This window comes from Bacillus sp. PAMC26543 (assembly GCF_014250375.1).
GTDB classification, from domain to species: Bacteria; Bacillota; Bacilli; order Bacillales; family Bacillaceae; genus Bacillus; species Bacillus halotolerans.
In genome coordinates this window covers 3,380,696-3,406,839 of sequence record NZ_CP060193.1, presented here as the reverse complement: position 1 = coordinate 3,406,839, position 26,144 = coordinate 3,380,696, and the positions used below count along the sequence as shown (strand labels likewise).

The window sequence follows — 26,144 nt, the reverse complement described above, 5'->3', positions numbered from 1 at the left end:
GAAAACTACATATAGGTTTTAACCATTTTCTAGGAGTTGTTTGCATGAAGAGGCGTTTTGTATTTTTAGGCTTGCTCGCAAGTGTTTTTTTGTCGATTGCATATATTTACTCTCAAAATAAGAATGCGTATCCTGTCAAAACTTCCGCCATTCATCCCAAAGAAGACCGCATCTTTTTTATTTACTCCAATCCCTTCATGAACGAAAGCACGCTGCTCTCAACCTCAACAGGCGAAAGATTTAATAGGCGCACGTTCAAGGTGGCGGATGTGCCGTACATCCAAACGAAGTCTTACGCATCAACAGACATTGTATTATTAGCGGAACATGAGTCCTTTTATTACACGCTGGAGAAGGATGCCATAAAAAAGCATCCGCTGTCAGATCCATTTGCGTTTTGGTATGAGGGAAAGGATGTCTCTGTTAAGGCATATAACGTTGATACGACGGGGAATGACATCTGCATAAACGACAGAAAAACGAAAAAGGAATATAACCTCACCTTGCCTTCGCTTGTCACGATGGGGTCGAGTGACGAGAATTATATTTATGTCATTCAAGGCATGGCAATTTACGTGATTGACAGAAACACAGAGGAAATCATAGAGACCCTGAGCTTAGCCTCATACGCTGATAAATTCGCAGACTCGGAGGAATTTATTGTCGCGAGCTCGCAGCATGAACTGACTGTGATTGAAAAAGGGACATGGAAGACGAAGTATATTTCTTATCCTGATGATCTTGAAGATGCTGATACCGTGTACTATGACAAAGAAAGCGGCAGTTTTTATGTGACGTACGAAGACAAAGAGGGGGAAGCGAACCTGCTTGAGTATGGGAAGGACTTTTCTTTTCGCACATACGGCTTAAAATTCCCTTATATGGATGCAAAGTTTAAGGGGAATCAACTGTATGTTGTTGCCCAGGAAGAGCATAAAAAGGGCATTGGCGGGTACGTGGGTGTGTTTGATATCCATTCTAAGAAGATGCTTTATCAGTTTGATTTGCCTGAGGAACAAGTGAAGGTTCAGGATTTTGTTGTGGTGTACGATCAGTGAAAACGTATATGAAAAAAGAATGACACGGGACCCTTCCATGGGGTCCTTTTTTGCGGAGAAAAACAAATTGACAGAATGAAAAAACAATTTCTTCCTTTCGTATTGTTTTCAAAATTTGGGATTGATAGAATATGACATATCTTACAGAGAGGGAGGGAAGCGAGTGAAGCAAGCGATACCGTCTTCGCGTGTTGGTGTTAAGATTAATGAATGGTACAAGATGATTCGCCAGTTCAGTGTTCCGGATGCTGAGGTGCTGAAAGCGGAGGTGGAGCAGGACATTCAGCAGATGGAAGAGGATCAGGATTTGCTGATCTATTATTCTCTCATGTGTTTTCGGCACCAGCTGATGCTGGATTATTTGGAGCCGGGACAAACATACGGGAATCGCCCTACAGTGACAGAGCTTTTAGAAACGATTGAAGCCCCTCAGAAAAAACTCACAGGCCTTTTGAAATACTACTCTTTGTTTTTCCGCGGCATGTATGAATTTGATCAGAAAGAATATGTTGAAGCGATTGGATCTTACCGTGAGGCGGAGAAGGAGCTTCCGTTTGTAACAGATGAAATCGAGAAAGCGGAATTTCATTTTAAAGTGGCAGAAGCATACTACAATATGAAACAAACTCATGTGTCGATGCATCATATCCTTCAAGCCTTAGACATTTATCAAGATCATCCGTTATATAGCATGAGAAGAATACAAAGCTTGTTTATCGTAGCGGGAAATTATGATGACTTCAGATGTTATGATAAAGCCCTCCCGCATTTAAGAAAGGCGCTGGAGCTGGCAATGGACATTCAAAACGACAGGTTCATTGGCATCTCTTTATTGAACATCGCCAACAGTTATGACAGGTCAGGAAGATATGATTTGGCAATTGAGCACTTCCAAAAAGCGGAGAAAGTAAGCAGAGAAACGGTCCCTGACTTGCTGCCGAAAGTACTGTTTGGGTTAAGCTGGACATTATGTAAAGCTGGACAAAAACAGCAGGCGTTTCAGTTTATAGATGAAGGCTTAGAATATATCAAAAAATATCCTAGTATGCTTCACCATAAATACTATAAAGAATTGTATACGTTCTTACAGGCGTTGTACAAAGATGTTATGGATGAAGACAGGATTCATGATGTATTGAGCTGCTTTGAAGAAAAGAATCTGCACGCCTATGTGGAAGCATGTGCCCAAAGTGCGGCATCTGTATTTGAAAGCCGCTGTCATTTTGAAGATGCTGCTGTGCTTTACCGAAAAGTGCTGCAAGCGCAAGAGGATATTCAAAAAGGAGAGTGTTTATATGCTTATTAAGAAAAAAGTGATGCTGTGTCTTGCTGTTCCCCTTATTTGCGGAAGCATTGCGGTTCCTTTCTTGACACAGTCCGGCGATTTTAAGGAATCAACGGATCGAAACACAACGTATATCGATCATTCCCCTCATCATGTCATGACTGATCCGGATAAGAAAGCCCTTAGCTAGGGCTTTTTTTCTTGCTTTATTGGAAGTTTGTGTCGTCTCGTACTTTTAAACTACCGCATTCCTTCTATTTCTAACGCAAGACACTCGAAACAACCAAAGCATTTGAGGTATAATGGTTAAAGTGAATAACAGTATTTAGATTGATATAAATGAAAGAGAGTGGAACATCATGGGCCGTAAGTGGAACAATATTAAAGAGAAGAAGGCGTCTAAGGACGCAAATACGAGTCGGGTTTACGCAAAGTTTGGCCGTGAGATTTATGTGGCGGCAAAGCAGGGCGAGCCTGATCCGGAATCCAATCAGGCGCTGAAGGTTGTGCTTGAGCGCGCGAAGACTTACAGTGTGCCGAAAAATATCATTGAACGTGCGATCGAGAAGGCGAAGGGCGGAGCGGAAGAAAATTATGATGAGCTTCGTTATGAGGGCTTCGGGCCGAACGGATCAATGATTATCGTTGATGCGCTGACGAATAATGTGAACCGTACGGCGCCGGAAGTGCGTGCGGCGTTCGGAAAAAATGGCGGAAACATGGGTGTGAGCGGATCTGTCGCTTACATGTTTGACGCAACGGCTGTTATTGGTGTGGAAGGCAAAACGGCTGATGAAGCGCTTGAAATTCTCATGGAAGCGGATGTAGATGTCCGCGATATTTTAGAAGAGGATGACAGCGTGATCGTCTATGCGGAGCCGGATCAATTCCATGCGGTGCAGGAGGCATTTAAAAACGCGGGCGTTGAGGAATTTACGGTAGCGGAGCTGACCATGCTTGCGCAAAGTGAAGTGACACTTCCTGAGGACGCGAAGGAACAGTTCGAAAAGCTGATTGACGCGTTAGAGGACTTGGAAGACGTTCAGCAGGTGTATCATAACGTAGATCTTGGTGAATAAAAAAGGAGCAGACTGTCATGGTCTGCTTTTTTTATTGTCCGGGAAATTGTTTTATCCGTTTATAGGCAGGTGTCTATACGATCTGCAAGCTCTTCTCATACGCTGGACTGTAACCTATGTGAAGGAGAGATTGGATATGACTGATACAAGACACTTCTGCTGCGGACCCGGTTTTGGCGCTTACCCAGGCTATGGTGCAGGCGGTCCGGGATTCGGCATGTACGGAGGCGCGGGCTATCCGGGCCATGGCATGTATACAGGGATGGGCCATCCAGGTTATGGAGGCGCAGGCTACCCGGGTTATGGCATGTCTGGAGGATTCGGCGGCTACCCAAGCGGAGGCTATCCGAGCTCAATGAGTTATCCGAGCTACGGAATGCATTATGATAATGATGGACATCACCAGCATTACCCTGATGGAAATTACGGACACCATCAGGATGGAAATTACGGCCATCATGAGGACGGAAATTATGGGCATCATGATGGTAACTACGGGCACCATCACCACCAAATGGGGCACTGGGGAAAAGACGGCCATAAATAAAAAGCGTGGAGAACGGACACTCTTGCTGATCAAGGGTGTTTTTTTCTTTTTCTTTTTCTTGACTGTTCAGTCTGGAAAAGGTAATATCATCTTGCAGGAGGTGATATTCGTTTGGGTAGGAATAAAGAATTCGATACCGCGCTTGTTTTACGCAGAGCGATAGAGGTTTTTGGAGAGTATGGCTACGAAGGCACGTCTCTTCAGGAGCTGCTCTCTCATTTAGGCATTGCGCGCCAGAGTTTGTACGATACGTATGGAACGAAGCGGGATCTGTTTTTGTCCGCTGTGAAAACGTATCTTGAGGGAAAAAACGCGGCTGTTGTTGAAAGGCTTGAGGCACCGGGCTCTGTCAAGGAAGCCATTCGTGATATTTTTCAGGAGGGTGTGAATGTCCTGAAAGATCCTGAACGTTCAAAGGCATGTTTTATCATCAACAGCGCTATTGAACAAATCCCGCATGATTCGGCCCTTGCCCGGTACTTTGAAGGACAGACGAAACAGCTTGAGACGGCCTTTTATCAGGCGCTGAGAAGGGCACAGACTGAAGGAGAATTGAAGAAGCATCTTGATATATCGGCGCTTGCCCGTTATTTAAACCAGAGCAGGCTGTCTCTGACGTTTATCGCTAAGGTTTCTGCTGATTTTGACCATCTTCAGGATTATGTTGAAGTGAGTTTATCTGTCCTTGATTGACTTTTTTGATAAAGGGTGCTTAGCCCTTTGACGCATTTTTTGGACTGAATGGTCTAGAATAAAATACGAGGTGATGATCCATGATGATGACGGAATACGAAAAAGCATGTGACACACTGAATCAATTTATGCAATATATGCTTGAAAAGGATATGGAGAGCTGGACAGAGCTGTGGGATGAACATGCCGTATTGGAGTTTCCCTATGCGCCAGAGGGATTTCCGGAAAGAATTGAAGGGAAGGCGGCCATTTACGATTATATTAAGGATTTTCCTGATAAAATCCATATTTCTGCGTTTACTGCTCCGACAGTGTATCGCTCGGCTGATACAAACACGATCATTGCGGAGTTTCAATGTGAAGGCTATGCGATCGCGACTGGGCTGCCTTACCGGCAAACCTATATCAGTGTGATTGAAACGAAGGACGGCAGCATTTTGCATTATAAGGATTATTGGAATCCGCTTGTCGTCAATAAGACGTTTGGAGAAACCATTGAAACATTTATACAAACAGAGGAGGATGAAAAATGATGAGTCACGATCAGATTCTGATTACGGGAGGAACCGGCACGACAGGGAGCCGGATTGCTAAACGGTTAATTGAGCAGGGTTACAGCGTTCGCATCGCGAGCAGGAAAAAGGGCGAGATTAGCAATGCGGAGTATGTATATTTTGATTGGAAGGATGAGTACAGCTTTACGCCTGCTTTGGAGCGGGTGAAACGGATTTATCTCGTTGCGCCGGTTGGTGTGTTTGATCCGTCTCCTTATGTGCTTCCATTTTTAAAGGAAGCAAAGCGGCTCGGTGCTGAACGTGTGGTGATGCTCAGCGCGTCCGCTGTTCCTGAGGATGGTCCTGTATTTGGTGCATTGCATCGTGCAGTACGCGGGTTTCCGGAATGGGCGGTGCTGCGGCCGTCATACTTCATGCAAAACTTCATCAATGTCCAGCATCGCATGTCCATTCAAACTGAGGGGCAAATCATCACGGCGGCGGGTGAAGGGAAACTTGGTTTTATTGATGCTGATGATATTGCGGAAACAGGAGTGCGTGCTTTGATTGACATTGCGCCTCATAATACTCATCATATTTTGACGGGACCTGAGGCGCTGAGCTACGCTGAAGCGGCGGAGATCATCGGAGCCGCGGCGGGACGTCCGGTGACGCATGTCAGCATTTCTTCTTCCGAACTGCAAAACAGGATGGAAACAGCAGGTTTGCCTGCGGATTACGCCCGCTTTATGGCGGAATTAGAAGAAGCGATTCGCCATGGTGCCGAACACCGGGTGACGGATACAGTGAAGCGTGTCACGGGAAAAGAGCCCCGCTCGCTGGATGAGTTTGCGGCTGATCACGTTTCGTACTGGACGCGCTGACCTCATTTTGGACTGAATAGTCTAGAAAGACCTTCGGCTCTGCCGAAGGTCTTCTTTTTATCTATTAAGTTTAAAAAGACTGGCCGCGTTTTCGATGCCGATTTTGAATCGGTCTGTTTCACTGATTGGACATTGGTCAAACCAGGAAGAGATTTCTTCCATCGTTTCATACGGATAGTCCACCGAGAATAAGATGCGGTCAGAGCCGACCTCTAACAATGTATCAATTAATGCCTGTGTTCTGAATACGCCGCTTGTTGTGAGATAAAAGTTTTTGCGGAGGTATTCAGTCGGCGCTTTTTTATGGTTTCCATGGGTCTCAGGGCGCTGATGGCGCAGTCTGTGTTCGACGCGCGGCAGCGTAAATGGCAGACCCTCGCCTAAGTGTCCGAGAATTACGGTCAAATCAGGGTATTCGTCAAACAGGCCGTTCAGAATCAGGCGGATGGCGTGTGTTGCTGTTTCAACGCCAAAGCCCCATGCTGAGCCGAGGAGGCCTTCGTAGCCTTCATAGATACGCTGCTGATTTGGCAGCGGAATACGCGGATGCAGATAGACGGGAACCTGAAGCTGTGCAGCTTTCTCCCAGAAAGGGCGTACCTGTGGCTCGTCTAAATATTGAGCGGTATTTTCGTCTCCGATATTACTGTAGCCGTTGACCAAGGCGCCGACAAAACCGAGTTCGTTTACTGCCCGCTCCAGCTCCTTCGCTGCTTCTTCAGGATCTTGAAGCGGAACCGCCGCAAATGCTTTAAAACGGTCTGGATGTTTGGAAACGAAGAATTCCGCAGCGTGATCGTTCATTTGCTTGGCGAGTTTCACAGCTCTGTCAGGATCGGTGATTCCTTCAATCCCCGGCTGGGTTAATGAGAGAATCGACGTTTGGATGCCGTTTTTATCCATGTCTTCAATCCGTTTCTCGAATTCCTGCAATCGTTTTTGGACAGCGCTGAAATATTCATCGTCAGTAAAATTGTGACTTCCCGTTGCCGGAAAATCAGGAGATTCCCAGTGCTCTTCTAATGCGATTTTTCCATTCATGTCAAAAGGCTCCTCTCTTTTTCATGTCTGGTGTAGATCAGATGGAGTGCACTCATTTTACGTCACGAAGCTTCGTTTCAATAGGTAATGAACACCGTGTTTATTACTTTACATCATGTACAAGATGTAAGTTCATGGTACAGTAGATTTTGGGAAAAGGTCAATAAACAGAGAACGTGCAAACGTTTAGAAGAAGACATCAGCTGATGATTTGTCCAGAAGAAAATAAAAGTTAGACAAGGAGGTAAAAAATGTCTAAAAAGCATAAAGTAGATCCGAGAGTCAAAAGAACGAACAAATATTTAAGAGACGCTTTGATCGCATTGCTGAAAGAAAAAGAAGCCAATTCGATTACGATTCAGGAAATTACTGAAAAAGCGGATCTGACCCGCGGCACTTTTTATTTGCACTATCGGGATAAACAGGATTTTCTGTTTCAAAGCATGACGGAGGTTCTCGATGATTTGATCCGGCAGGTTAAGCCTGAGACGCCGGTGGAACCGGTCAGTATGGATGAGGATCATCCGCCTGTTTCATTTGTGAGGCTCTTTGAGTACATCCATGAACACGCCGAGTACTTTCAAGTGATGCTGAGTGACAGAGGGCTTCCTCAATTCAGAAGTCTGATGGCGGAATTCGTTCAGAAACGAATTTACGAAGAATTGCTTTCATCCATTGAAGAATCTGAGAAACAGCTTCAGATTCCGAAAGAGATACTGGTCAGCTATATCACCTCCGCCCATATCGGGGTGATTTGTTCCTGGCTGGAAAGCGGCATGAAGTACAGTCCTTTATTTATGGCAAATCAATTAACACGTTTAACGCTTTTGGGACCTCTCCGGATTGCGGGTATAGAAAAACAAATCAAGCTTCCTTATTAAGATTTTTGTCATAATGACGCCTCCTGCCTCATACCTATTAAGGTCATTGTTTTTGAGAAAGGAGGAGCCAGAATGAAGGATATGCAGCCGTTTACACCTGTTAAATCATACACGCCCTTTCACAGCCGTTTTGATCCCTGTCCGCCCATAGGGAAGAAATATTACAGAACGCCGCCTAACCTCTATATGACCTTTCAGCCTGAGCATATGGAGCAGTTTTCACCGATGGAGGCTTTAAGGAAAGGCACCCTTTGGAAGGATCTCTATGATTTTTATGAAAATCCTTATCGAGGGGGAGACGCACATGACAAAAAAGGTTGATGCGGAATATTACCGCCAGCTTGAGCAGATTCAAGCAGCGGATTTTGTGCTTGTTGAGCTGAGTCTGTATTTAGATACACATCCTGATGATGAAGACGCGCTAAAGCAATTTAATCAATATTCCGGTTATTCGAGGCACTTAAAAAGACAGTTCGAATCATCTTACGGACCGCTTTTGCAGTACGGCAACAGCCCCGCGGGTGAGGATTGGGATTGGAATCGAGGGCCATGGCCGTGGCAAGTATAAGGAGGAATGCTTGAATGTGGGTGTATGAAAAGAAGCTGCAATATCCCGTCAAGGTCAGCACGTGCAATCCGACGCTGGCAAAGTATTTGATTGAGCAATATGGCGGAGCGGACGGCGAGCTGGCCGCGGCTCTCCGGTATTTGAACCAGCGTTATACCATTCCTGATAAGGTCATCGGCCTTTTAACAGATATCGGCACGGAGGAGTTTGCTCATCTGGAAATGATTGCGACGATGGTGTATAAGCTGACGAAAGATGCGACGCCGGAGCAGCTGCGTGAAGCCGGGCTTGGCGATCATTACGCGAATCATGACGGCGCGCTTTTTTATCACAATGCGGCGGGGGTGCCTTTTACGGCAAGCTATATTCAGGCGAAAGGCGATCCGATTGCGGATTTGTATGAAGATATCGCAGCAGAAGAAAAAGCGCGTGCGACGTATCAGTGGCTGATTGATATTTCGGATGATCCTGATTTGAACGATTCTCTGCGGTTTTTGCGTGAACGTGAAATTGTGCATTCTATGCGCTTCAGGGAAGCGGTTGAGATTTTAAAAGAAGAAAGGGATAAGAAGAAACTCTTTTAACAGGCAGCGGGGGCTCCCTTCATGCGTCCTTTTACATACAGACAAAATATTCTGTTTTTTTGTCGTTTGCTTGCATTATAATGAAGGTATGCATGTAAGTTTAGTTTTGATCGGGGGGCCTTTATGACATCTTTTAAGATTACGAAAGAAACTGTCGCAAATGATTTTTACGCCGGTCTGGCAGATCGTGAGGATGCAGAGCAAATAACGGGACTGCTCGTCCGTACGGCTGAATGGCTGCGGGATCAGGGCTCTGACCAATGGAGCGGGCTGCTGGAGGGGCATGACTCACATGATATTGTTGGCTCAATTGAAAGCGGACATGTGTTTGTGTTCCAGAAAGATCAAGAGCTGGCCGGTGTAGTGATGCTTCTGCCTGAGCCGAGCGAGTGGGACAGAACGCTTTGGGGAGACGAGGGGCACGAAGAGTCCATTTATTTGCATCGTCTGGCGGTCAGCCGCCGGTTTGCGGGAAATGGGCTTGGGGCCGAGATTCTCACATGGACGGAGACGGGTGTTGAGTATCCGGGGAAGAAGCGGATCCGTCTTGATTGTGTTGCTGATAACGACGCCTTGCATTCCTTCTACCGGAGAATGGGATATGAATTCAAGGGATCAGATGCCTCGGGGTTTCATTTGTTTGAGAAAGAACTGAACAAGTCAGAATAAGCGTCCTTTTTAGGGGGCTTTTTTGCCTTTTTGAAAAGGGAGGACGGGGCGGATGATCTTTTTTTATGTGATGGACATTGCGACGGCTTGTATTTCCGCTTGTGTCTTCATTTTTCTGCGGTTGAGGATGCCGCAAAATCAATGGCCGGAATGGATACTGGGTGGGCTGCTTGTTCTCGGTGTGATCACAATTTGGTGCAGCATCTTTTTTGTCGGCGGCTGGGATGGCATGGCGATGGGCATGCTTGGGATTCATGTGACAGTCGGAGCGTTTGCCGGGTACTTGATCGAGACAGTGTTCCGGCTGTTGAAAAGGCAAATCAGGAGAAGGTCAGACATTTGCCGTCTCAAAAGATGTCGAATTTTTTACGGGCTGGCAGGAATTTTCTTTCGAGTGGAGAAATACATATTACTTTGCAATGAAAGCGTTTTCTGTAGTGGGAAGGTGATGTCGATGATACATAGCCTGACAAATGGGCTGAATCGTTTTTGTACATGGGTGATGAGACTGGCTTATGTAAATGTGCTGTGGATCTTGTTTTCTCTTGCCGGGCTCGTCGTGTTTGGGTTGATGCCTGCTACGGCCGCGATGTTTTCAGTGGCGAGAGAGTGGGCGAAGGGGAACACGGATGTCCCGGTGTTTTCTGTGTTTATCCGGACGTTTAAGAAGGAGTGGGGTGCAGCTCAGCTGTTGGGACTCATTCTTGTGACGGCCGGCTTGTTTTTGTTTGCGGATATACGGATTGCCGCTCAGATGAATCAGCCTGTGCTGGTGAATGTGTTTATGAGCATCGGATTGATTTTCGTGTTTGTGCTGTTATATGTGTTTCCGGTCTTTTCTCATTTTGATGTAAAGCTCAGACAGGTGCTGAGCATCAGCTTTTTGATTGCCTTCAGCCGGCCATTGGTGACGCTGATGATGGCAGCGGGTGCGGTCGGAATGTTGTTTCTAGTGCTGTTTCATGTGACGTTTTTGCTGTTTTTCAGCGGCAGCGCGCTGAGCTTGTTGTTAACGAAACTGTCCTTTACAGCATTTATGTCAATAGATCAGCGTCAGGAGAAAGAAAAGGCGGCATGAAAGGAAGAGTCGCGGGCTGGTACAGGCGAATGAAGATTAAGGATCAGCTGTTTGTGTTTCTGTCATTGATCATGGTCGTGTCCTTTCTGTTTGTATACAGCGGGGTGCAGTACGCTTTTCATGTCTATGATGAGCAGATTTACCGCAAATCCTCGGAAGTGCTGCGGATGTCTTCTGAACGGATTGAAGACGAGCTGAAGAAAATTGAAGATGTATCATATGAAATCATTACGGATGAACAAATTCAGCGCATTCTCAGCATGCAAAACCGTGATGATACGTATGACCAGTATCAAATGAAGCAGGAGCTGTGGGATCAGCTTGCGCAATATGCCGGCGATGAAAAGTACATTGATTCGATTCATTTGATTGATGCCCGCGGCTCAGAGTATTCCGCCGGAAGCAGTTCATCGGACCTTATGAAGCAGCAGCAGGAAGAGGTATTTGAACGGGCGAAAGCGCAAAAAGGCAGAAATCTTTGGATGACCCTAGGCAATTCAGATCCTGTCCTGATTTCAGCGCGGCAAATCAGATCGTTTCATCAGCTGAGTTTAAATGGCTTGGGAATGGTGCTGATTCAAGTGAATGTGAAACAGATGATTCGTGACCTGCCGAAGGATTGGGGCGATTCGGTCGGAGACATGATGATCGCAGACAAGGATGGCAATCTGGTGTATTCGGCACATGCATCGGTGCTTACGCCTGAGATGACAAAGCAGACGCTGCGGCATCCTGGTTATGACTTGGTAAAAAAGAATGGCAAACGTTATTTTATTTCTTTCCTTCAATCATCCTATCAAAACTGGAGCTACTACAATGTCATCCCCTTTGATCAGATGTTCGCGAAAATTTCCTTTATGAAAACGGTGATCGGTACGTGTTTTCTTTTGTTTTTCAGTGTGGTTTTGCTTTTCGGGCGGAAGATTGCCAACAGCATCACAGAGCCGATCGAGCAGCTTGTATCCGCAATGAAATCGGTGCAGCACGGCGGGATTGAGGCGGGCGTGTCGCTGTCATTGCCGGAACATACACAGGATGAGGCCGGAACGCTGAACCGCCATTTTACCGTGATGATGAAGCGGATCAATGAGCTGATGGAAGAAAATGTGGAAAAGCAGCTTATTATTAAAGAAACAGAGTTGAAGGCGCTGCAAGCCCAGATCAACCCGCATTTTTTGTATAACACGCTTGAGTCCATCAATTGGCTGGCGAAAGCGAATCAGCAGAAGCAAATTTCTCAAATGGTGGAATCGCTCGGTTTTCTCCTGCGAAACAGCATTCACATCAAAGAAGATACAGTGACCCTTCAGGAGGAGGCGGATATTGTGCTTCACTATATGACGATTCAGCGGTTCCGGTTTGAGGAGCGCTTGAACTTCACACTGGACATCGCCGATGAGGTGAAGCATTGCCGAATTCCGAAGCTGACACTCCAGCCGCTGGCGGAGAATGCAATTCAATACGCGCTTGAGCCTTTTACTCGGCCATGCGCCATCCGCCTTCAAGCGAAAAAAACGGAGGAGTGCGTCTGTATTACTGTCGAAGATAACGGGCCCGGCATGGACGAACGTATTCTTGAAAAAACGGGCGGAAGAGGGATCGGGCTCTGGAATATTCATGAACGCATCCGACTGATGTTCGGGGAGCCGTATGGCTTACGCATTCAAAGTGAGAAAGGAAAGGGAACCGCGATTTTGCTGACAATACCGTGCCGAAATGAGGTGGTGTGATGTACAAAATACTGCTTGCTGATGATGAGAGGATCATTCTTGACGGTATGGCAGGGATCATTGAGTGGGAGACGCTTGGCGCTTCTTTAGTCGGCAAAGCGCAGAACGGAATTGAAGCGTATGAGAAGATCGTAAACAAGCAGCCGCATATCGTCATCACTGATGTAAAAATGCCCGGTATGGACGGGCTTGAGCTGATCAAAAAGGTGTCAGCCGTCTGCCCGTCCGTGCAATTTATCGTCCTGTCTGGTTTTGGGGAGTTTGAGTACGCGAAGGAAGCGATGAAATACGGGGTAAGGCATTATTTGCTGAAGCCCTGCAATGAGCAGCAGATTATCCGATCATTAGAGGAAATCATCGCCGAGCTGAAGCTGCATGATGTGCGGAAGAAGAAAGCCGCCCACCTGAAACATGAGCTGAATCATATCCGTTCCTTTGCGGCTGATCAATACCTGGAAGGCTTGATCGCCGGTGTCACCCATCTGTCTCCGCCGCCTTCGCTTGCAGGAAAGAAGATTCGCCTTATCATCGCGGAGAACACTCAGCCTGAAGATTCTGCCGCCAGAGAGGCGTTTGGTTCCGCTCTGACAGCTTTTTGCTGCAGCGGAGGACGTGCGGTGTTTGCCGTGGAGGAGAGCACGCCTGATCTGGAGAAAAAGGCGGCGGACGGCTTTGCAGGCTGCCGGGTAATCATCAGCCGGACGGGGGAGCTGCAGGACGCAGGACAGCTGTTCCGGGAAGAAACTGAAACGGCCGGTGACCAAAAGCGGAGTGAATTGATTTCTAAAATCACCAGGCTTGTCGCCGACGAGCTTGGCAATCCGAATCTCTCTCTGAAATGGGCAGCAAAAGATATGCTGTTTATGAATCCTGATTATTTGGGGAAAATCTTTAAGCAGGAGACAGGCGAAAAGTTTTCCCAATATGTTACGCGGGTGCGTCTTGAGCATGCGATGAAGCAGATGAAGCTGAGGCGGGATGTGAGTGTATCAGAAATCGCGGAAGAAATCGGATTCGGTGATAATCCGAAGTATTTCAGTCTCGTCTTTAAAAAATATACCGGTCTGACACCGTCAGAATTCAGAAGAAAACAGGGAGGCGCTTCCGCAGGATAGCCATCTCTGTTTTTTTAACTTTCGCCACTGTTTTTTGAGTGTTTCGCCCCGTCACAACCCTTTAAAATATAATGTAAGCACTTACATTAAAAGGGGGGATTGATGTGAAGAAGGTTTATTACATGCTGCTGTCACTTGTGTGCGTCTTGTTTTTCAGCGGATGTTCTGCGGGTGAAGAAGCATCAGGGAAAAAGGAAGACATTACGCTCAGAATCGCATGGTGGGGCGGACAGCCGCGGCATGACTATACAACAAAGGTCATTGAATTATATGAGAAAAAGAATCCGCACGTCCATATTGAAGCGGAATTTGCGAACTGGGATGACTATTGGAAGAAGCTTGCGCCAATGTCTGCCGCGGGCCAGCTGCCTGATGTCATTCAAATGGATACGGCATATTTGGCGCAATACGGAAAGAAAAATCAGCTTGAGGATTTATCGCCATATATGAAGGACGGAACAATTGATGTCAGTTCAATCGATGAGAATATGCTGTCCGGCGGAAAGATTGACGGAAAGCTTTACGGATTTACACTTGGGGTCAACGTGCTTTCTGTGATTGCCAATGATGATCTGCTGAAGAAAGCCGGTGTTTCAATTCATCAGGAAAACTGGACGTGGAAGGATTATGAGAAGCTGGCGTATAAGCTGCAGGAAAAAGCCGGCGTATACGGATCTAACGGAATGCACCCGCCTGATATTTTCTTCCCGTATTATTTGCGCACAAAGGGTGAGCGTCTTTATAAAGAGGACGGCACGGGCCTTGCGTATCAGGATGACAAGCTGTTTGTTGACTATTTTGAGCGGCAGCTGAGACTGGTCAAAGCAAAAACATCGCCAACACCGGACGAAAGCGCCCAAATTAAGGGGATGGAAGATGACTTTATTGTCAAAGGCAAATCAGCCATTACATGGAACTACTCGAATCAATATTTAGGCTTTGCCCGGCTGACAGACTCGCCGCTTTCTCTCTATCTGCCGCCGCAGCAAATGAAGGAAAAAGCGCTGACGCTGAAGCCGAGTATGCTGTTTTCTATTCCGAAAAGCTCAGAGCATAAAAAAGAGGCCGCGAAGTTTATTGATTTCTTCGTGAATAATGAAGAAGCGAACCAGCTGATTAAAGGCGAGCGGGGCGTTCCGGTATCCGACAAGGTGGCAGATGCCATTAAACCGGGGCTGAATGAGGAAGAGGCCAACATTGTGGAATATGTGGAAGCCGCGTCGAAAAATATCAGCAAAGCCGATCCGCCGGAGCCAGTGGGAAGCGCTGAGGTTATTAAGCTGCTGAAGGATACGTCTGATCAGATTCTGTATCAGAAGGTATCGCCGGAAAAAGCCGCCAAAACATTCCGGAAGCAGGCCAATGACATTTTAGAGAGGAATAATTGACGGGAAATGGGGCTGACAGAATGAAAATAAGCCGGAGTATGAGAAAAGACAATCTGGCGGGATATGCTTTTATTTCTCCGTTTATTATCGGCTTCTTCTGTTTTACGGTGATTCCGATGGGCGCGTCCCTGTTTCTGTCCTTTACAAGCTACGACCTGTTTACGGCGCCGAAATGGATCGGGCTCGATAACTATAAGGAAATGTTTACGGGTGACGAAAAGTATTGGCAGTCGCTGAAGGTCACTTTCACGTATGTGCTTGCCGGGGTTCCGCTCCGCCTCGGCTTCGCGCTTTTTATTGCCGTCATTTTAAACAATGCGGCAAAGGGGACGGCTATCTACAGGACGCTGTTTTATCTGCCTTCTATCATCGGCGGAAGTGTGGCTGTTGCCATTATGTGGCGCAATATTTTCGGCAATGACGGGGTCATCAATGCGCTGCTGTTTTTTGTCGGGATCGATCAAAAAATTCTCTGGTACCAAGACCCGACAAGCGCGTTATGGACGCTGATTCTGCTGTCCGTCTGGCAGTTTGGGTCATCCATGCTGATTTTTCTGGCCGGGCTGAAAAACATTCCGGCATCGTACTTGGAGGCGGCCAGCGTGGACGGCGCAAACCGCGTGCAGCGCTTCTTTAGGATCACGCTTCCGATGCTGACGCCGATTATTTTCTTTAACCTGGTCATGCAGACGATTTCTGCTTTTATGACCTTTACCCCAGCCTATATCATCTCAAAAGGCGAGGGCGGTCCGCTTGACGGGACGCTATTGTATTCACTCTATTTGTTCCAGCGGGCGTTTAACTATTTTCAAATGGGCTATGCCTCGGCGATGGCGTGGATCATGCTGATCATTGTCGGGCTGATTACGCTGATTTTATTTAAAACATCATCATATTGGGTTCACTACGAATCAAAGGAGGAATAACGGATGGAGCCGGTCAACCAGCCTGTCAGGCAAGCCCCGGTGTTTGAAGGGAAAAAAGCCGGGCGCATCAAGCCAAAGCGCATTCTGTTCCATGTTTTTACGGCGTCACTGGCGGTGTTATTGCTGTATCCCGTCATTTGGCTGTTTGTCAGTTCTTTTAAAGAAAGCTCCAGTATTTTCACAACCTCTCATTCTCTCATTCCAGATCCTTTTATTCTCAGCAACTATGCTGAAGGGTGGAAGGGCATTGCGGGTCAGCCGTTTTTGACCTTTATTAAAAACTCGGCGATCATTGTCGGGCTGTCTACAATCGGAGCCGTCCTGTCATCGGCTGTCATTGCCTACGGCTTCGCGCGCATCCCGTTTAAAGGAAAAGCATTTTGGTTCGCCTGTATGATGGGGACGTTAATGCTGCCGCATGAAGTGCTGATGATTCCGCAGTACATTATGTTTGCGAAATTAAACTGGCTGAATTCATTTAAACCGATTGTTGTTCCGCAATTTTTCGGGCATGCGTTTTTTATCTTTCTGATGATCCAGTTTATCTGGACGATCCCTGAGGAGCTGGATGAAGCAGCGAGAATCGACGGGTGCGGACGCTTTGCCTGTTTTTGGCGGATCATTCTGCCGCTCATTGCACCGGCGCTTGCGACGTCTGCGATTTTTTCTTTCTATTGGAAGTGGGAGGAGCTGATTCAGCCGCTCTTATATTTGAATAAGCCGGAGCTTTATCCTGTTTCACTTGCGCTGAAGCTTTTCCTCGATACGGAATCCGCTTCGAACTGGGGCGCGATGTTTGCCATGTCGGCCGTCTCTTTGCTGCCTGTGATTCTCGTATTCTTTCTGTTTCAAAAATATATCGTTCAGGGCATCAGTACGACCGGATTAAAATAAAAAGGAGTGTTGCAGATGGCACAGCTTATCTTTGATGAAGAAAAGGTCACATCCGTGATTGACCGAATCGTGAAACGGACATTTCAAATGGATTTTTCGTGGGATTGGCCAGGCGGCGTCGCATTTTACGGCGTGGCGGAGGCGTATGAAGCGACGGAAAACGAGGAGTATATCAAACTGTTAAAAACGTGGGTGGATGAACAGCTTGAGGATGGGCTGCCGCCGCTGTCGATCAACGGTGTATCAATCGGCCATACGCTTTTGTTTCTGCATCAGGTGACGGGAGATCACGTCTATTTGGAAACGGCTGGCGAGATGGCGGAATATGTGCTTCATCATGCGCCGCGCTTTGGAGAAGGTATTCTTCAGCATACGGTGAACTCGGCGGATTATGTGTTTCCTGAGCAGGCGTGGGCGGATACGCTGATGATGGCGGGGCTGTTTATGCTGAGAATCGGCCGTGTGATGGAGCGGGAGGATTACTTCGAGGACGGCCTGCGCCAGTTTCATGGACATGAGGACGTGCTGCAGGACCCCGTAACCAATCTGTATTACCATGCCTGGGACAACAAAGCGCAAAACCACCTGTCGGGGATTTATTGGGGGCGGGCGAATGGCTGGGCTTCGCTCACGATGGCAAAAGCGCTCCCGCTCATTGAGGTGACGCATCCTTCTTTTATGATCATTGACGGATCGCTCAGAGACCAGCTGAGCGCGCTTGTCCGGCTGCAGGACGATTCAGGGCTGTGGCATACCATTTTGGATGATCCGGATTCGTATTTGGAGGTTTCCGCATCGGCGGGCATTGCCTCTGCTTTGCTGTCGAGCGGGAAGCTCTATACAAAATACGTGCAGAAATCACTTGCCGCCATTTTGGATGCGGTGGAAGAGGACGGACGGGTCAGCAAAGTATCCGCGGGCACAGCCGTCATGAAAAATGCGGAAGGATACAAACGAGTGCCTTACAAACGAATACAAGGCTGGGGCCAGGGGCTTGCACTCACATTTCTCGCTGATGTGCTGAGAACGAAAAAACGCGTATATCAGTAAAGACGGAGGCGGGGGGAAAGGGATGAAAAAACAGCCTCAACAGAAAGAACGGGTTTCACACTGGAAGGGAACGTATTTCAAAAGAAACTTTGTTTTCATTTTGCTGATTGCCTGTATTCCCGGACTGCTGACAGGCGGGGCCATCTACTTTTTGTCTATCGATAAGGTGGAGAAAGAGCTGCAAAAGTCGCATGAAACACAAGTGGCGCGTGAAGTCAGCCGGATGGATGAGAAGCTGGAAGACCTTGAGCTGACACTTGCCCAAATGGCATACGATTCCTCGCTGATGAACGGGTTGGCCGAGAAGGATTTGGAGAAAGACTTTACATTCTCCTATCAATTAACGAAAAAGCTGTTTCTATTGCGGGACCAGCAGCCGCTGATTCAGCAGGCTTCTATCTTTCTGAACAGCCCCCGGCCTCTTGTGCTGAGCCCCGAATACAGCGCACTGACAGAACAGGATATGCTTCACAAATATCGCTCGCTTCTCGACTCCGATCGGAGTATTTATTGGAGCCGATCGAGAAAAGACGCCGCGCTGATTCAGCTCATTCCGGGTGCGGCTGAGAAACCGTTTGGCGCGATCATGCTGACGGTAGATCCGAAAGAAATGGAGGCGCTCCTGCAAAGTTTGTCTCCTTACCCTGAAGGCAGCGCGCTACTTCTTGATCAAAAGCGAGAGGTGCTTTTCCATGGAGGAGATAAGGATTTTGAAAATGCTTTAATGAATGAGGTGAAAAAACAGCCTCGCCAGAAAGGCCATTTTCAGATGGATTGGAATGGCACGGTGTATTCCGTCTCCTATGGAGAAATGAAGCGAATGCACCAGAAGTGGACCTTTGTTTCTGCGGCGCCTCTTTCAGCTATCACAGCGCCGATGGTGTTTTTATCAAAGGTGATTATTGTGATGCTTGTCGTTTGTATCGGCTTGGCTGTGTGCATGACGTGGTACGCTTCAAAGAAAATCTATCGCCCGATTCAGCATCTGCTCGGACTGTTTACGGGAGGGGAGAGGAAAACATGGCAGGCGTCAGGCCAGGACGAATTTAAGTGGATAGAAAAGAGATGGCATGATCTTTCCCTAGAGAGCCGAAAGCTTCAAGAGCAGCTGCTCCGGCAGACGCCGCATATGAAAAAGAGTTTTTTGCAACACCTGCTTCAGGGTGACTTTTACTATGACACAGAGGACAGCCTCAGATCGCGGATGGAGGATGCGGGATGGGACATCGGGGAAAACATATTTCACGTGCTTGATCTTCAGGTGACAGGGCTTCGTGGTGATAAAAGCATGTTCTATGCCGACGATGAACAGCTTGCTGTGTTTACACTGACCAATTTACATGAGGAGCTTGCGGCAAACCGCCGTTTTCAACCTTCAATTCTTGATATTGGCCGCCTTTCCGTCACCGTGCTTGTGATGAAAACGAGCGGCTCGGATCTGAGGGGATATGTTTCAGAGCTGGCCCGCATATTTGGTGCTGTCACGGGACTAAGCCTGACCGGAACAATGAGCAGGCAATCGGCCCGTATTATGGATATCCCATCTCTGTTTAAGGATGTGAAAAGCGGCAAGTCCCGCAGGTGTTTTGCCAATCGCCATCAGATCATAGATTTGCAGGATGATGTTTTTCAGGCTGAGCCATCCGCACCCTGCTATCCTTTTGAACTTGAAAAGCAAATCGTTCAGGCCATTCGGCTGGAAAGAAAAGAGGAAGCAGAAGAGCTGATTCGCTTATGTATGGATGAACTGGCCGAAAAGGCGGTCAGCGACAGACAAGTGCATTCTGCGCTGATTCAGCTGTTCTCCCGCATCCAGGAGGATATTCTGCATTCCGGCCTTCATCCGAACGAGCTGTTTGGCAACAGGGATATGCTTCGGGAAATATCCGAGCTGCATGAGCCTGTCCAGGCGGCTGCCTGGCTGATGGATGCGGTTGTCACCCCGTACCTCGCCAAGCTTGAAGGCAGGAAAAACAGACAGCAAAAACAGGTGGCAGAACGTGTGATTGCGATGATTCATGAGCAGTATATGGCGGATCTTTCTCTTGAAAGCTGTGCGGATGCGCTGGGCATGAATTCTTACACCTTGAGCAAGGCCTTTAAACAAGTGACGGGCGTTAATTTTATTGATTATGTGACCCGTATCAGAATTGAAAAAGCAAAAGAACTGCTGGTAAATACAAATAAAAAAATTCATGATGTGTCAGAAGAAGTCGGCTATCGCCACAATTATTTCAACCGGATTTTTAAAAAGCAGGTCGGCATGCCGCCGGGAGTCTTCAGGCAAATGTATCAGGAAACGCTGTGAAAGGAGAGGACATGTGATGGAAAAACCGATTCAGGTGTTTTTAGCAGGGGATTCCACCGTAAGCGACTGCCCGCCGCATGAAGCGCCGATGGCAGGCTGGGGGCAGGTTTTCGGTCAATTGTTCACTGAACAGGTGAAAGTGCGCAATCACGCCAAAGGGGGAGCGAGCACCAACTCTTTTGTGGAGGAAGGAAGGCTTCAGGCGATTGCTGAGCGTATATCACAAGGCGATTATTTGTTTATCCAATTCGGCCACAATGACCAGAAACCGCGGGGTACGAAGCCGTACTCGACGTATCAGCAATTTCTCACTTTGTTTGCGGAAACAGCACGAGAAAAAGGGGCGCAGCCTGTGTTCGTTACATCGGTGCAGCGCCGCCGCTTTGATGAAAACGGAAGGATTGAGCACACGCTCGGTGAGTATCCGGATGCGATGAAAGCGTTAGCGAAGGAGCTTGATGTGCCGGTCATTGATTTGTTAACGAAAACGAAGGCGCTTTATGAAGCATACGGACCGGAGGAGTCAAAGCGTTTGTTCGTGTGGCTTCAGCAGAATGAACATCCGAATTATCCAGATGGCATTGAGGATAATACGCATTTTTCAGAAGAAGGGGCCATGGAGGTTGCGAAGCTCGTTGCTGAAGGCATCGAAGAAATCGGCTTTCCGCTGAAGGACCATCTCGTGAGCCGGGAGGGGAAAGAACATGTATAAAGAAGGCGCATGCCTGTACCGCAATCCGCTCCGTTCAGCAAGCGATGTGAAGGACTGGCGGATGGAGGGAGGCGGGCAAGTTTCATTCGAAGATCACCGTATGCACCTGTCACATGTACAGGACGAAGCGCACTTTGTTTATTGGTGCCCGGAAACATTCCCCGACGGCATCATTGTGAAGTGGGATTTTTACCCGATTGAACAGCCGGGGCTGTGTATGCTGTTTTTCGCAGCTGCCGGCATCGGAGGCGAGGACTTATTTGACCCGCGACTCAAGAAAAGAACAGGAAAGTACCCCGAATACCATTCCGGAGACATCAATGCGCTCCATCTGTCGTATTTCCGCAGAAAATACCCGGAGGAAAGAGCGTTCCGCACCTGCAATGTAAGAAAAAGCCGCGGTTTCCACCTCGCTGCAATGGGAGCTGATCCGCTGCCTTCTCCGGACGACGCTGATTCCCCGTATCATATGAAGCTTATTAAGGATAAAGGGTATGTGCATTTTTCGATCAATGATCTGCCCATTCTGGAGTGGCAGGATGACGGAAGCACATTCGGACCTGTGTTAACAAAAGGGAAAATCGGGCTGAGGCAAATGGCGCCGATGAAAGCCGCTTATCGTGATTTGTCTGTGCACCAAGCGGTGAGAAGATGAAGACGACTGTGACGGATGCGCTTTATGCAGGCTGTGAAGCGGTTGTGAAAATCGCGTGGCTGAACGGGCTGTGGCTGTTGTTTACACTTTTGGGCGGCGTTCTTTTCGGATGGGCGCCGAGCACAGCCGCAATGTGTGCCGTCATACGTAAATGGCTGATGGGGCAAAAAGATGTCCCGGTATTTGCGTTATTTCTGGATACCTACAAAAAAGAGTTTCTGAAGGTCAATGCGATTGGACTTGCGTTTTTTGCCCTTTTGCTTATTTTGTCGGCTAATTATTATTATTTTTCGGCAAGTGCGGATTGGCTGTCCTTTACCGTGACGAGCTGCACCCTCTTGGCGGGGCTTTTGTATACCGTCGCGCTCATGTATGTGTTTCCTCTTTATGTGCATTACGAGCTTCCGCTTCGCCAATATATTCCGCAAGCGCTGCTGTTTGGCGCCATGCGGCCGCTGACCACCGGCTGCATGCTGATCGGCTGCGGATTTGTGCTTTACTTGCTATATACGCTTCCGGGTCTGATCCCATTTTACGGCCCAAGTTTATTTGGGCTCGTGTCGATGTTTTTTGCTTACAGAGGGTTTCAAAAAACAGAGGCCCAGCACCGTCATCAGGCCGGGTAAACAAAAAAATGACAAACCGGCAAAAAAGTGCAGCCAACCAAAAACGTTTATGCAAAAAAGTGACATTGAAGACAGCTTCTTAAGCGCATAAAATCCAATTTAAGTAAGCGCTTACAGATCAATGATAAGGAGCTGTCTGATGATTAGACGAAGAAAAAGCATGTATACCACTCTCACATTGTTGGTGTTGTTGATGCTGGGGGCTTCTGTGTTTCCTGTCAAAGCAGAAGGAGCGGCGCGGCAGATGGAAGCGCTGAACCGGGGCCTTGTGGCAGTCAAAACGGATGGCGGCATTTTTGTCAGCTGGCGGTTTCTTGGGACAGAAAACGCACCTGTGACGTTTAATGTGTACAGAGACGGACAAAAGCTGAATGCTTCGCCTGTCAAATCCACGAATTATATCGATAAAAACGGAACAGCGGGCTCATCGTATTCCATTCGGGCTGTTGTAAACGGAACCGAGCAGGCCGCTTCTGAAAAAGCCTCTGTATGGGCACAGCCGTATCATTCCGTTCCGCTTGATAAACCGGCTGGCGGCACGACACCAAAGGGCGAAGCCTATACCTACAGTGCCAATGATGCCAGTACGGGCGATGTGGATGGCGATGGGCAGTATGAGCTGATCCTCAAATGGGATCCGTCCAATTCAAAGGACAATTCACAGGACGGCTATACGGGTGAAGTGTTTATTGATGCGTATAAGCTGGACGGAACAAGATTATGGCGAATTGGTCTCGGCAAAAACATCAGAGCGGGCGCACACTACACTCAGTTTATGGTGTATGACCTGGATGGTGACGGAAAAGCGGAAGTGGCGATGAAGACCGCTGACGGAACAAAAGACGGCAAGGGAAAAGTGATCGGAAATGCGAATGCCGATTACAGAAATGAGCAGGGGCGTGTGCTTTCTGGTCCTGAGTACCTGACTGTCTTTCAAGGTGAAACGGGAAAAGAGCTTGTCACTTCAAACTTTGAACCGGCACGGGGCAATGTATCAGATTGGGGTGACAGCTACGGCAACCGGGTCGATCGTTTTCTTGCGGGCATTGCGTATCTCGACGGACAGCGTCCGAGCCTGATTATGACTAGAGGCTATTACGCCAAAACCATGCTTGTTGCGTATAACTTCAGAGACGGAAAACTGTCAAAGCTCTGGACGCTGGATTCCTCTAAGTCGGGTAATCAAGCTTTCGCCGGACAAGGCAATCACAACTTAAGCATTGCAGATGTGGACGGAGACGGTAAGGATGAAATCATCTTCGGCTCAATAGCTGTTGACCATGACGGCAAAGGCATGTACTCGACAGGCTTAGGCCACGGAGACGCGCTGCATGCCGGAGATCTTGATCCGAGCCGTCCGGGGCTTGAAGTATTTCAGGTTCATGAGGACAAAAACGCGCAATACGGCTTATCTTTCCGGGATGCCGCAACAGGAAAAATCATTTGGGGTGTTCACGCCGGCAAGGATGTAGGCCGGGGCATGGCCGCTGATATTGATCCGCGCTATCCGGGACAGGAGGTTTGGGCGAACGGTTCCCTTTACACATCGAAAGGCGCCAAAATCGGCAGCAGTGTGCCATCGTCAACCAATTTCGGCATCTGGTGGGACGGTGACCTGCTGCGGGAACAGCTGGACAGCAACAGGATCGATAAATGGGATTATCAAAACGGCGTTTCTAAAAACCTGCTGACTGCATCAGGTGCTGCCTCCAATAACTCTACAAAAGCAACACCGGCTCTTCAGGCTGATCTGCTCGGTGACTGGCGGGAGGAAGCTGTGTGGAGAACCGAGGACAGCAGTGCGCTCCGCATCTACACCACCACAATTCCGACCGAGCACAGGCTGTATACGCTGATGCATGATCCTGTGTACCGGCTCGGCATTGCCTGGCAAAATGTCGCGTATAACCAGCCGCCGCATACAAGCTTCTTTTTAGGAGACGGCATGGCGGCACAGTCTAAACCGAATATGTATACGCCTTAACAGAAGGGGGGAAGGAACGGGCCGCACGCTTGGCCCGTTCCCATTTAAAATGAAACCGAAAAAGAGGCAAATGGAATACCTGACCAGAGGCCTAATCGCGGTCAAAACGGAGCAAGGCGTATTTGTGAGCTGGCGTTTTCTCGGAACCGATCATGAGACTGTTACTTTTCACATTTATCGGAACGGAGATCGGATCACTGGCAAACCGATTTCGGATAGCACCAATTTTCTGGATGAAAAGGGAACGGAGGACTCTCTCTATCAAGTGGCGGCTGTCTATAAAGGCCGGGAAGAAAGGCTTTCGAAAGAAGCTCCCGTTTGGCGGGAAAACGTTCTCGAGCTCCCGCTTAACAAACCCGAAGGCGGCGTGACGCCGGACGGAAAACCGTATACCTACAGCGCCAATGATGCGAGCGTCGGAGATGTGGATGGGGACGGAGAATATGAAATCATCCTGAAATGGGACCCGTCCAACTCAAAAGATAACGCCCACGACGGATATACCGGAGACGTCCTCATTGACGCCTATAAACTGAATGGCACTTTTCTGTGGCGGATCAACCTCGGCAGAAATATCAGAGCAGGCGCCCATTACACGCAGTTTATGGTCTATGACTTAGACGGTGACGGAAAAGCAGAAATCGCTATGAAAACAGCCGACGGCACAATAGACGGCAAAGGAAACATCATCGGTGAAGCGCATGCCGATTTCAGGAATGAGCAGGGCCGTATTCTGTCAGGTCCGGAATATTTGACAGTGTTTAAAGGGGAAACCGGTGAAGCGCTCACGACTGTCGATTATGAACCGCCTCGGGGAAAACTGGAGGATTGGGGAGATGGCTACGGAAACCGCATGGACCGTTTTCTCGCCGGAATCGCTTATTTGGATGGAGAGCGGCCGAGCCTGGTGATGGCACGGGGCTATTATACGAGAACAGTACTCGTCGCTTATGATTTCCGGAATGGCAGGCTGAAGAAACGCTGGACGTTTGATTCCAATCAGCCGGGGCATGAAGCATACGCGGGACAGGGCAACCACAGCTTGAGCGTTGCCGATGTTGATGGAGATGGAAAGGATGAAATTATTTACGGCGCCATGGCGGTTGATCATGACGGAACCGGTCTGTACACGACGGAACTCGGACACGGAGACGCCATGCACGTCGGCGATCTAGATCCGTCACGCAAAGGGCTTGAAGTGTTTCAGGTTCATGAGGACGCAAGCAAGCCGTATGGGTTGTCGCTGCGTGATGCCGGAACAGGCGAGGTGTTATGGGGCGTCCATGCCGGAACAGATGTCGGCAGAGGAATGGCGGCTCACATTGACCCTCGGTACAAGGGATCACTCGTTTGGGGAATCGATCCGCCGGGCAATGAAGGAATGTCATATGGGCTCTATACGAGCAAAGGAGAAAAAATCAGCGACAAAGCGCCTGCTTCCGCCAATTTCTCCATTTGGTGGGACGGGGACTTGGTCAGGGAGCTGTTGGATCATGAATGGAATGGAACGATCGGCAAACCAAAGATTGAAAAGTGGGATGCTGAAAACCGCTGTTTAAATACGATTTTTCAGCCGGAAGGTGTGCTGTCCAACAACGGGACAAAAGGAAACCCGGTTCTTCAGGCCAACCTGTTCGGAGACTGGCGGGAAGAGGTCATTTGGAGAACCGAAGACAGCAGTGCGCTCCGTATCTATACAACGACACACCTTACCCGCCATCGTTTTTACACACTGATGCACGATCCGGTTTACAGGCTTGGAATCGCTTGGCAGAACACCGCGTACAACCAGCCGCCGCACACAAGCTTTTATCTCGGAACAGGAATGAAAAAACCGCCGAAGCCCGCTCTGTACATAGCGGGAAACAAAGCGGAGACGCCGCTTTAGGAGGAAT

General features: G+C 48.3%; 27 protein-coding genes and 1 pseudogene. 27 read left to right on the top strand and 1 reads right to left on the bottom strand.

Annotated features, from left to right (window positions below):
- Positions 1-44: 44 nt before the first annotated feature.
- From H7F27_RS17215 to H7F27_RS17180, 8 genes are all read left to right on the top strand, one after another.
- Entirely contained in the window at positions 45-1,058 is a 1,014-nt protein-coding gene (locus H7F27_RS17215; RefSeq protein WP_185848201.1) for a hypothetical protein, read from the top strand.
- A 163-nt stretch (positions 1,059-1,221) separates the two neighbouring features.
- Positions 1,222-2,364 (top strand): response regulator aspartate phosphatase RapH, encoded by a 1,143-nt coding sequence (locus H7F27_RS17210; protein WP_185848200.1) that lies wholly within the window; start codon positions 1,222-1,224, stop codon positions 2,362-2,364.
- Positions 2,354-2,533: a phosphatase RapH inhibitor gene (locus H7F27_RS17205; protein WP_185848199.1), complete on the top strand. Its 180-nt coding sequence runs from the start codon at positions 2,354-2,356 to the stop codon at positions 2,531-2,533. Before H7F27_RS17210 ends, H7F27_RS17205 begins: the two co-directional genes overlap by 11 nt.
- 169 nt (positions 2,534-2,702) lie before the next feature.
- Positions 2,703-3,422 (top strand): YebC/PmpR family DNA-binding transcriptional regulator, encoded by a 720-nt coding sequence (locus H7F27_RS17200; RefSeq protein WP_010333282.1) that lies wholly within the window; start codon positions 2,703-2,705, stop codon positions 3,420-3,422.
- A gap of 136 nt (positions 3,423-3,558) precedes the next feature.
- Complete coding sequence (locus tag H7F27_RS17195) at positions 3,559-3,969, top strand: spore coat protein (RefSeq protein WP_095714364.1); 411 nt, start codon at positions 3,559-3,561, stop codon at positions 3,967-3,969.
- Between the two features lie 111 nt (positions 3,970-4,080).
- On the top strand, positions 4,081-4,662 hold the full coding sequence (locus H7F27_RS17190) for a TetR/AcrR family transcriptional regulator (protein ID WP_095714365.1): 582 nt from the start codon (positions 4,081-4,083) through the stop codon (positions 4,660-4,662).
- Between the two features lie 80 nt (positions 4,663-4,742).
- Positions 4,743-5,195 (top strand): nuclear transport factor 2 family protein, encoded by a 453-nt coding sequence (locus H7F27_RS17185; protein WP_095714366.1) that lies wholly within the window; start codon positions 4,743-4,745, stop codon positions 5,193-5,195.
- The gene (locus H7F27_RS17180) at positions 5,192-6,040 is read left to right on the top strand and encodes an NmrA family NAD(P)-binding protein (protein ID WP_095714367.1); all 849 of its coding nucleotides are present in this window, start codon (positions 5,192-5,194) and stop codon (positions 6,038-6,040) included. The genes H7F27_RS17185 and H7F27_RS17180 overlap by 4 nt, the downstream gene beginning before the upstream one ends.
- 57 nt (positions 6,041-6,097) lie before the next feature.
- Here the strand turns inward: H7F27_RS17180 and H7F27_RS17175 are convergent, their stop codons facing one another.
- Positions 6,098-7,081 carry an amidohydrolase family protein gene (locus H7F27_RS17175; protein WP_095714368.1) on the bottom strand — a complete coding sequence of 328 codons (984 nt, stop codon included), beginning with the start codon at positions 7,079-7,081 and terminating at the stop codon, positions 6,098-6,100.
- 251 nt (positions 7,082-7,332) lie between these two features.
- Here H7F27_RS17175 and H7F27_RS17170 point away from each other — a divergent pair, with 251 nt between their 5' ends.
- The 19 genes and pseudogenes from H7F27_RS17170 to H7F27_RS17080 all read left to right on the top strand — a co-directional run bounded on the left by H7F27_RS17170 (position 7,333) and on the right by H7F27_RS17080 (position 26,137).
- Entirely contained in the window at positions 7,333-7,962 is a 630-nt protein-coding gene (locus H7F27_RS17170; RefSeq protein WP_024120487.1) for a TetR/AcrR family transcriptional regulator, read from the top strand.
- Between the two features lie 72 nt (positions 7,963-8,034).
- Positions 8,035-8,283 (top strand): spore coat-associated protein CotJA, encoded by a 249-nt coding sequence (cotJA, locus tag H7F27_RS17165; RefSeq protein WP_095714369.1) that lies wholly within the window; start codon positions 8,035-8,037, stop codon positions 8,281-8,283.
- Positions 8,267-8,530 carry a spore coat protein CotJB gene (gene cotJB / locus H7F27_RS17160; protein ID WP_024120489.1) on the top strand — a complete coding sequence of 88 codons (264 nt, stop codon included), beginning with the start codon at positions 8,267-8,269 and terminating at the stop codon, positions 8,528-8,530. The genes cotJA and cotJB overlap by 17 nt, the downstream gene beginning before the upstream one ends.
- A gap of 14 nt (positions 8,531-8,544) precedes the next feature.
- On the top strand, positions 8,545-9,114 hold the full coding sequence (gene cotJC, locus H7F27_RS17155) for a spore coat protein CotJC (protein ID WP_024120490.1): 570 nt from the start codon (positions 8,545-8,547) through the stop codon (positions 9,112-9,114).
- Positions 9,115-9,237: 123 nt separating this feature from the next.
- Entirely contained in the window at positions 9,238-9,783 is a 546-nt protein-coding gene (locus H7F27_RS17150) for a GNAT family N-acetyltransferase (RefSeq protein ID WP_105954767.1), read from the top strand.
- Positions 9,784-9,835: 52 nt separating this feature from the next.
- A pseudogene (locus tag H7F27_RS20950) lies at positions 9,836-10,027 on the top strand (YesK family protein); the annotation flags it as partial.
- A gap of 204 nt (positions 10,028-10,231) precedes the next feature.
- Positions 10,232-10,861 carry a YesL family protein gene (locus H7F27_RS17140; RefSeq protein ID WP_081638248.1) on the top strand — a complete coding sequence of 210 codons (630 nt, stop codon included), beginning with the start codon at positions 10,232-10,234 and terminating at the stop codon, positions 10,859-10,861.
- The gene (locus H7F27_RS17135; protein WP_185848198.1) at positions 10,858-12,591 is read left to right on the top strand and encodes a cache domain-containing sensor histidine kinase; all 1,734 of its coding nucleotides are present in this window, start codon (positions 10,858-10,860) and stop codon (positions 12,589-12,591) included. The genes H7F27_RS17140 and H7F27_RS17135 overlap by 4 nt, the downstream gene beginning before the upstream one ends.
- Complete coding sequence (locus H7F27_RS17130) at positions 12,591-13,706, top strand: response regulator transcription factor (RefSeq protein WP_101860615.1); 1,116 nt, start codon at positions 12,591-12,593, stop codon at positions 13,704-13,706. The genes H7F27_RS17135 and H7F27_RS17130 overlap by 1 nt, the downstream gene beginning before the upstream one ends.
- 104 nt (positions 13,707-13,810) lie before the next feature.
- Positions 13,811-15,094 (top strand): ABC transporter substrate-binding protein, encoded by a 1,284-nt coding sequence (locus H7F27_RS17125; RefSeq protein WP_101860614.1) that lies wholly within the window; start codon positions 13,811-13,813, stop codon positions 15,092-15,094.
- Positions 15,091-16,020 carry a carbohydrate ABC transporter permease gene (locus H7F27_RS17120; protein WP_038954162.1) on the top strand — a complete coding sequence of 310 codons (930 nt, stop codon included), beginning with the start codon at positions 15,091-15,093 and terminating at the stop codon, positions 16,018-16,020. The genes H7F27_RS17125 and H7F27_RS17120 overlap by 4 nt, the downstream gene beginning before the upstream one ends.
- A 3-nt stretch (positions 16,021-16,023) precedes the next feature.
- Positions 16,024-16,914, top strand: a complete 891-nt coding sequence (locus H7F27_RS17115) for a carbohydrate ABC transporter permease (RefSeq protein ID WP_101860613.1) — start codon at positions 16,024-16,026, stop codon at positions 16,912-16,914.
- Positions 16,915-16,929: 15 nt separating this feature from the next.
- On the top strand, positions 16,930-17,964 hold the full coding sequence (gene yesR / locus H7F27_RS17110; protein ID WP_101860612.1) for a rhamnogalacturonyl hydrolase YesR: 1,035 nt from the start codon (positions 16,930-16,932) through the stop codon (positions 17,962-17,964).
- 22 nt (positions 17,965-17,986) lie between these two features.
- Complete coding sequence (locus tag H7F27_RS17105; RefSeq protein WP_101860611.1) at positions 17,987-20,272, top strand: transcriptional regulator YesS; 2,286 nt, start codon at positions 17,987-17,989, stop codon at positions 20,270-20,272.
- Positions 20,273-20,285: 13 nt separating this feature from the next.
- Positions 20,286-20,984 carry a rhamnogalacturonan acetylesterase gene (locus H7F27_RS17100; RefSeq protein WP_101860610.1) on the top strand — a complete coding sequence of 233 codons (699 nt, stop codon included), beginning with the start codon at positions 20,286-20,288 and terminating at the stop codon, positions 20,982-20,984.
- The gene (locus H7F27_RS17095) at positions 20,977-21,639 is read left to right on the top strand and encodes a YesU family protein (RefSeq protein WP_024120502.1); all 663 of its coding nucleotides are present in this window, start codon (positions 20,977-20,979) and stop codon (positions 21,637-21,639) included. Before H7F27_RS17100 ends, H7F27_RS17095 begins: the two co-directional genes overlap by 8 nt.
- Complete coding sequence (locus H7F27_RS17090; protein ID WP_101860609.1) at positions 21,636-22,265, top strand: YesL family protein; 630 nt, start codon at positions 21,636-21,638, stop codon at positions 22,263-22,265. Before H7F27_RS17095 ends, H7F27_RS17090 begins: the two co-directional genes overlap by 4 nt.
- Positions 22,266-22,386: 121 nt before the next feature.
- Positions 22,387-24,249 carry a rhamnogalacturonan lyase gene (locus H7F27_RS17085; RefSeq protein WP_101860608.1) on the top strand — a complete coding sequence of 621 codons (1,863 nt, stop codon included), beginning with the start codon at positions 22,387-22,389 and terminating at the stop codon, positions 24,247-24,249.
- A 49-nt stretch (positions 24,250-24,298) separates the two neighbouring features.
- Positions 24,299-26,137 (top strand): rhamnogalacturonan lyase, encoded by a 1,839-nt coding sequence (locus H7F27_RS17080; RefSeq protein WP_049809907.1) that lies wholly within the window; start codon positions 24,299-24,301, stop codon positions 26,135-26,137.
- The last annotated feature ends 7 nt before the right edge of the window (positions 26,138-26,144 follow it).

Excerpts from the sequence above, each read along its gene's own strand:
- yesR (WP_101860612.1), top strand. The coding sequence starts at position 16,930 with ATGGCACAGCTTATCTTTGATGAAGAAAAGGTCACATCCGTGATTGAC.
- H7F27_RS17170 (WP_024120487.1), top strand. The coding sequence starts at position 7,333 with ATGTCTAAAAAGCATAAAGTAGATCCGAGAGTCAAAAGAACGAACAAA.
- H7F27_RS17150 (WP_105954767.1), top strand. The coding sequence starts at position 9,238 with ATGACATCTTTTAAGATTACGAAAGAAACTGTCGCAAATGATTTTTAC.
- H7F27_RS17115 (WP_101860613.1), top strand. The coding sequence starts at position 16,024 with ATGGAGCCGGTCAACCAGCCTGTCAGGCAAGCCCCGGTGTTTGAAGGG.
- H7F27_RS17095 (WP_024120502.1), top strand. The coding sequence starts at position 20,977 with ATGTATAAAGAAGGCGCATGCCTGTACCGCAATCCGCTCCGTTCAGCA.
- H7F27_RS17140 (WP_081638248.1), top strand. The coding sequence starts at position 10,232 with ATGTCGATGATACATAGCCTGACAAATGGGCTGAATCGTTTTTGTACA.
- H7F27_RS17175 (WP_095714368.1), bottom strand. The coding sequence starts at position 7,081 with ATGAATGGAAAAATCGCATTAGAAGAGCACTGGGAATCTCCTGATTTT.
- H7F27_RS17105 (WP_101860611.1), top strand. The coding sequence starts at position 17,987 with ATGAAAAAACAGCCTCAACAGAAAGAACGGGTTTCACACTGGAAGGGA.
- H7F27_RS17130 (WP_101860615.1), top strand. The coding sequence starts at position 12,591 with ATGTACAAAATACTGCTTGCTGATGATGAGAGGATCATTCTTGACGGT.
- H7F27_RS17090 (WP_101860609.1), top strand. The coding sequence starts at position 21,636 with ATGAAGACGACTGTGACGGATGCGCTTTATGCAGGCTGTGAAGCGGTT.
- H7F27_RS17085 (WP_101860608.1), top strand. The coding sequence starts at position 22,387 with ATGATAAGGAGCTGTCTGATGATTAGACGAAGAAAAAGCATGTATACC.
- cotJA (WP_095714369.1), top strand. The coding sequence starts at position 8,035 with ATGAAGGATATGCAGCCGTTTACACCTGTTAAATCATACACGCCCTTT.
- H7F27_RS17205 (WP_185848199.1), top strand. The coding sequence starts at position 2,354 with ATGCTTATTAAGAAAAAAGTGATGCTGTGTCTTGCTGTTCCCCTTATT.
- H7F27_RS17080 (WP_049809907.1), top strand. The coding sequence starts at position 24,299 with ATGAAACCGAAAAAGAGGCAAATGGAATACCTGACCAGAGGCCTAATC.
- H7F27_RS17195 (WP_095714364.1), top strand. The coding sequence starts at position 3,559 with ATGACTGATACAAGACACTTCTGCTGCGGACCCGGTTTTGGCGCTTAC.
- H7F27_RS17200 (WP_010333282.1), top strand. The coding sequence starts at position 2,703 with ATGGGCCGTAAGTGGAACAATATTAAAGAGAAGAAGGCGTCTAAGGAC.
- cotJB (WP_024120489.1), top strand. The coding sequence starts at position 8,267 with ATGACAAAAAAGGTTGATGCGGAATATTACCGCCAGCTTGAGCAGATT.
- H7F27_RS17135 (WP_185848198.1), top strand. The coding sequence starts at position 10,858 with ATGAAAGGAAGAGTCGCGGGCTGGTACAGGCGAATGAAGATTAAGGAT.
- H7F27_RS17180 (WP_095714367.1), top strand. The coding sequence starts at position 5,192 with ATGATGAGTCACGATCAGATTCTGATTACGGGAGGAACCGGCACGACA.
- cotJC (WP_024120490.1), top strand. The coding sequence starts at position 8,545 with ATGTGGGTGTATGAAAAGAAGCTGCAATATCCCGTCAAGGTCAGCACG.
- H7F27_RS17215 (WP_185848201.1), top strand. The coding sequence starts at position 45 with ATGAAGAGGCGTTTTGTATTTTTAGGCTTGCTCGCAAGTGTTTTTTTG.
- H7F27_RS17185 (WP_095714366.1), top strand. The coding sequence starts at position 4,743 with ATGATGATGACGGAATACGAAAAAGCATGTGACACACTGAATCAATTT.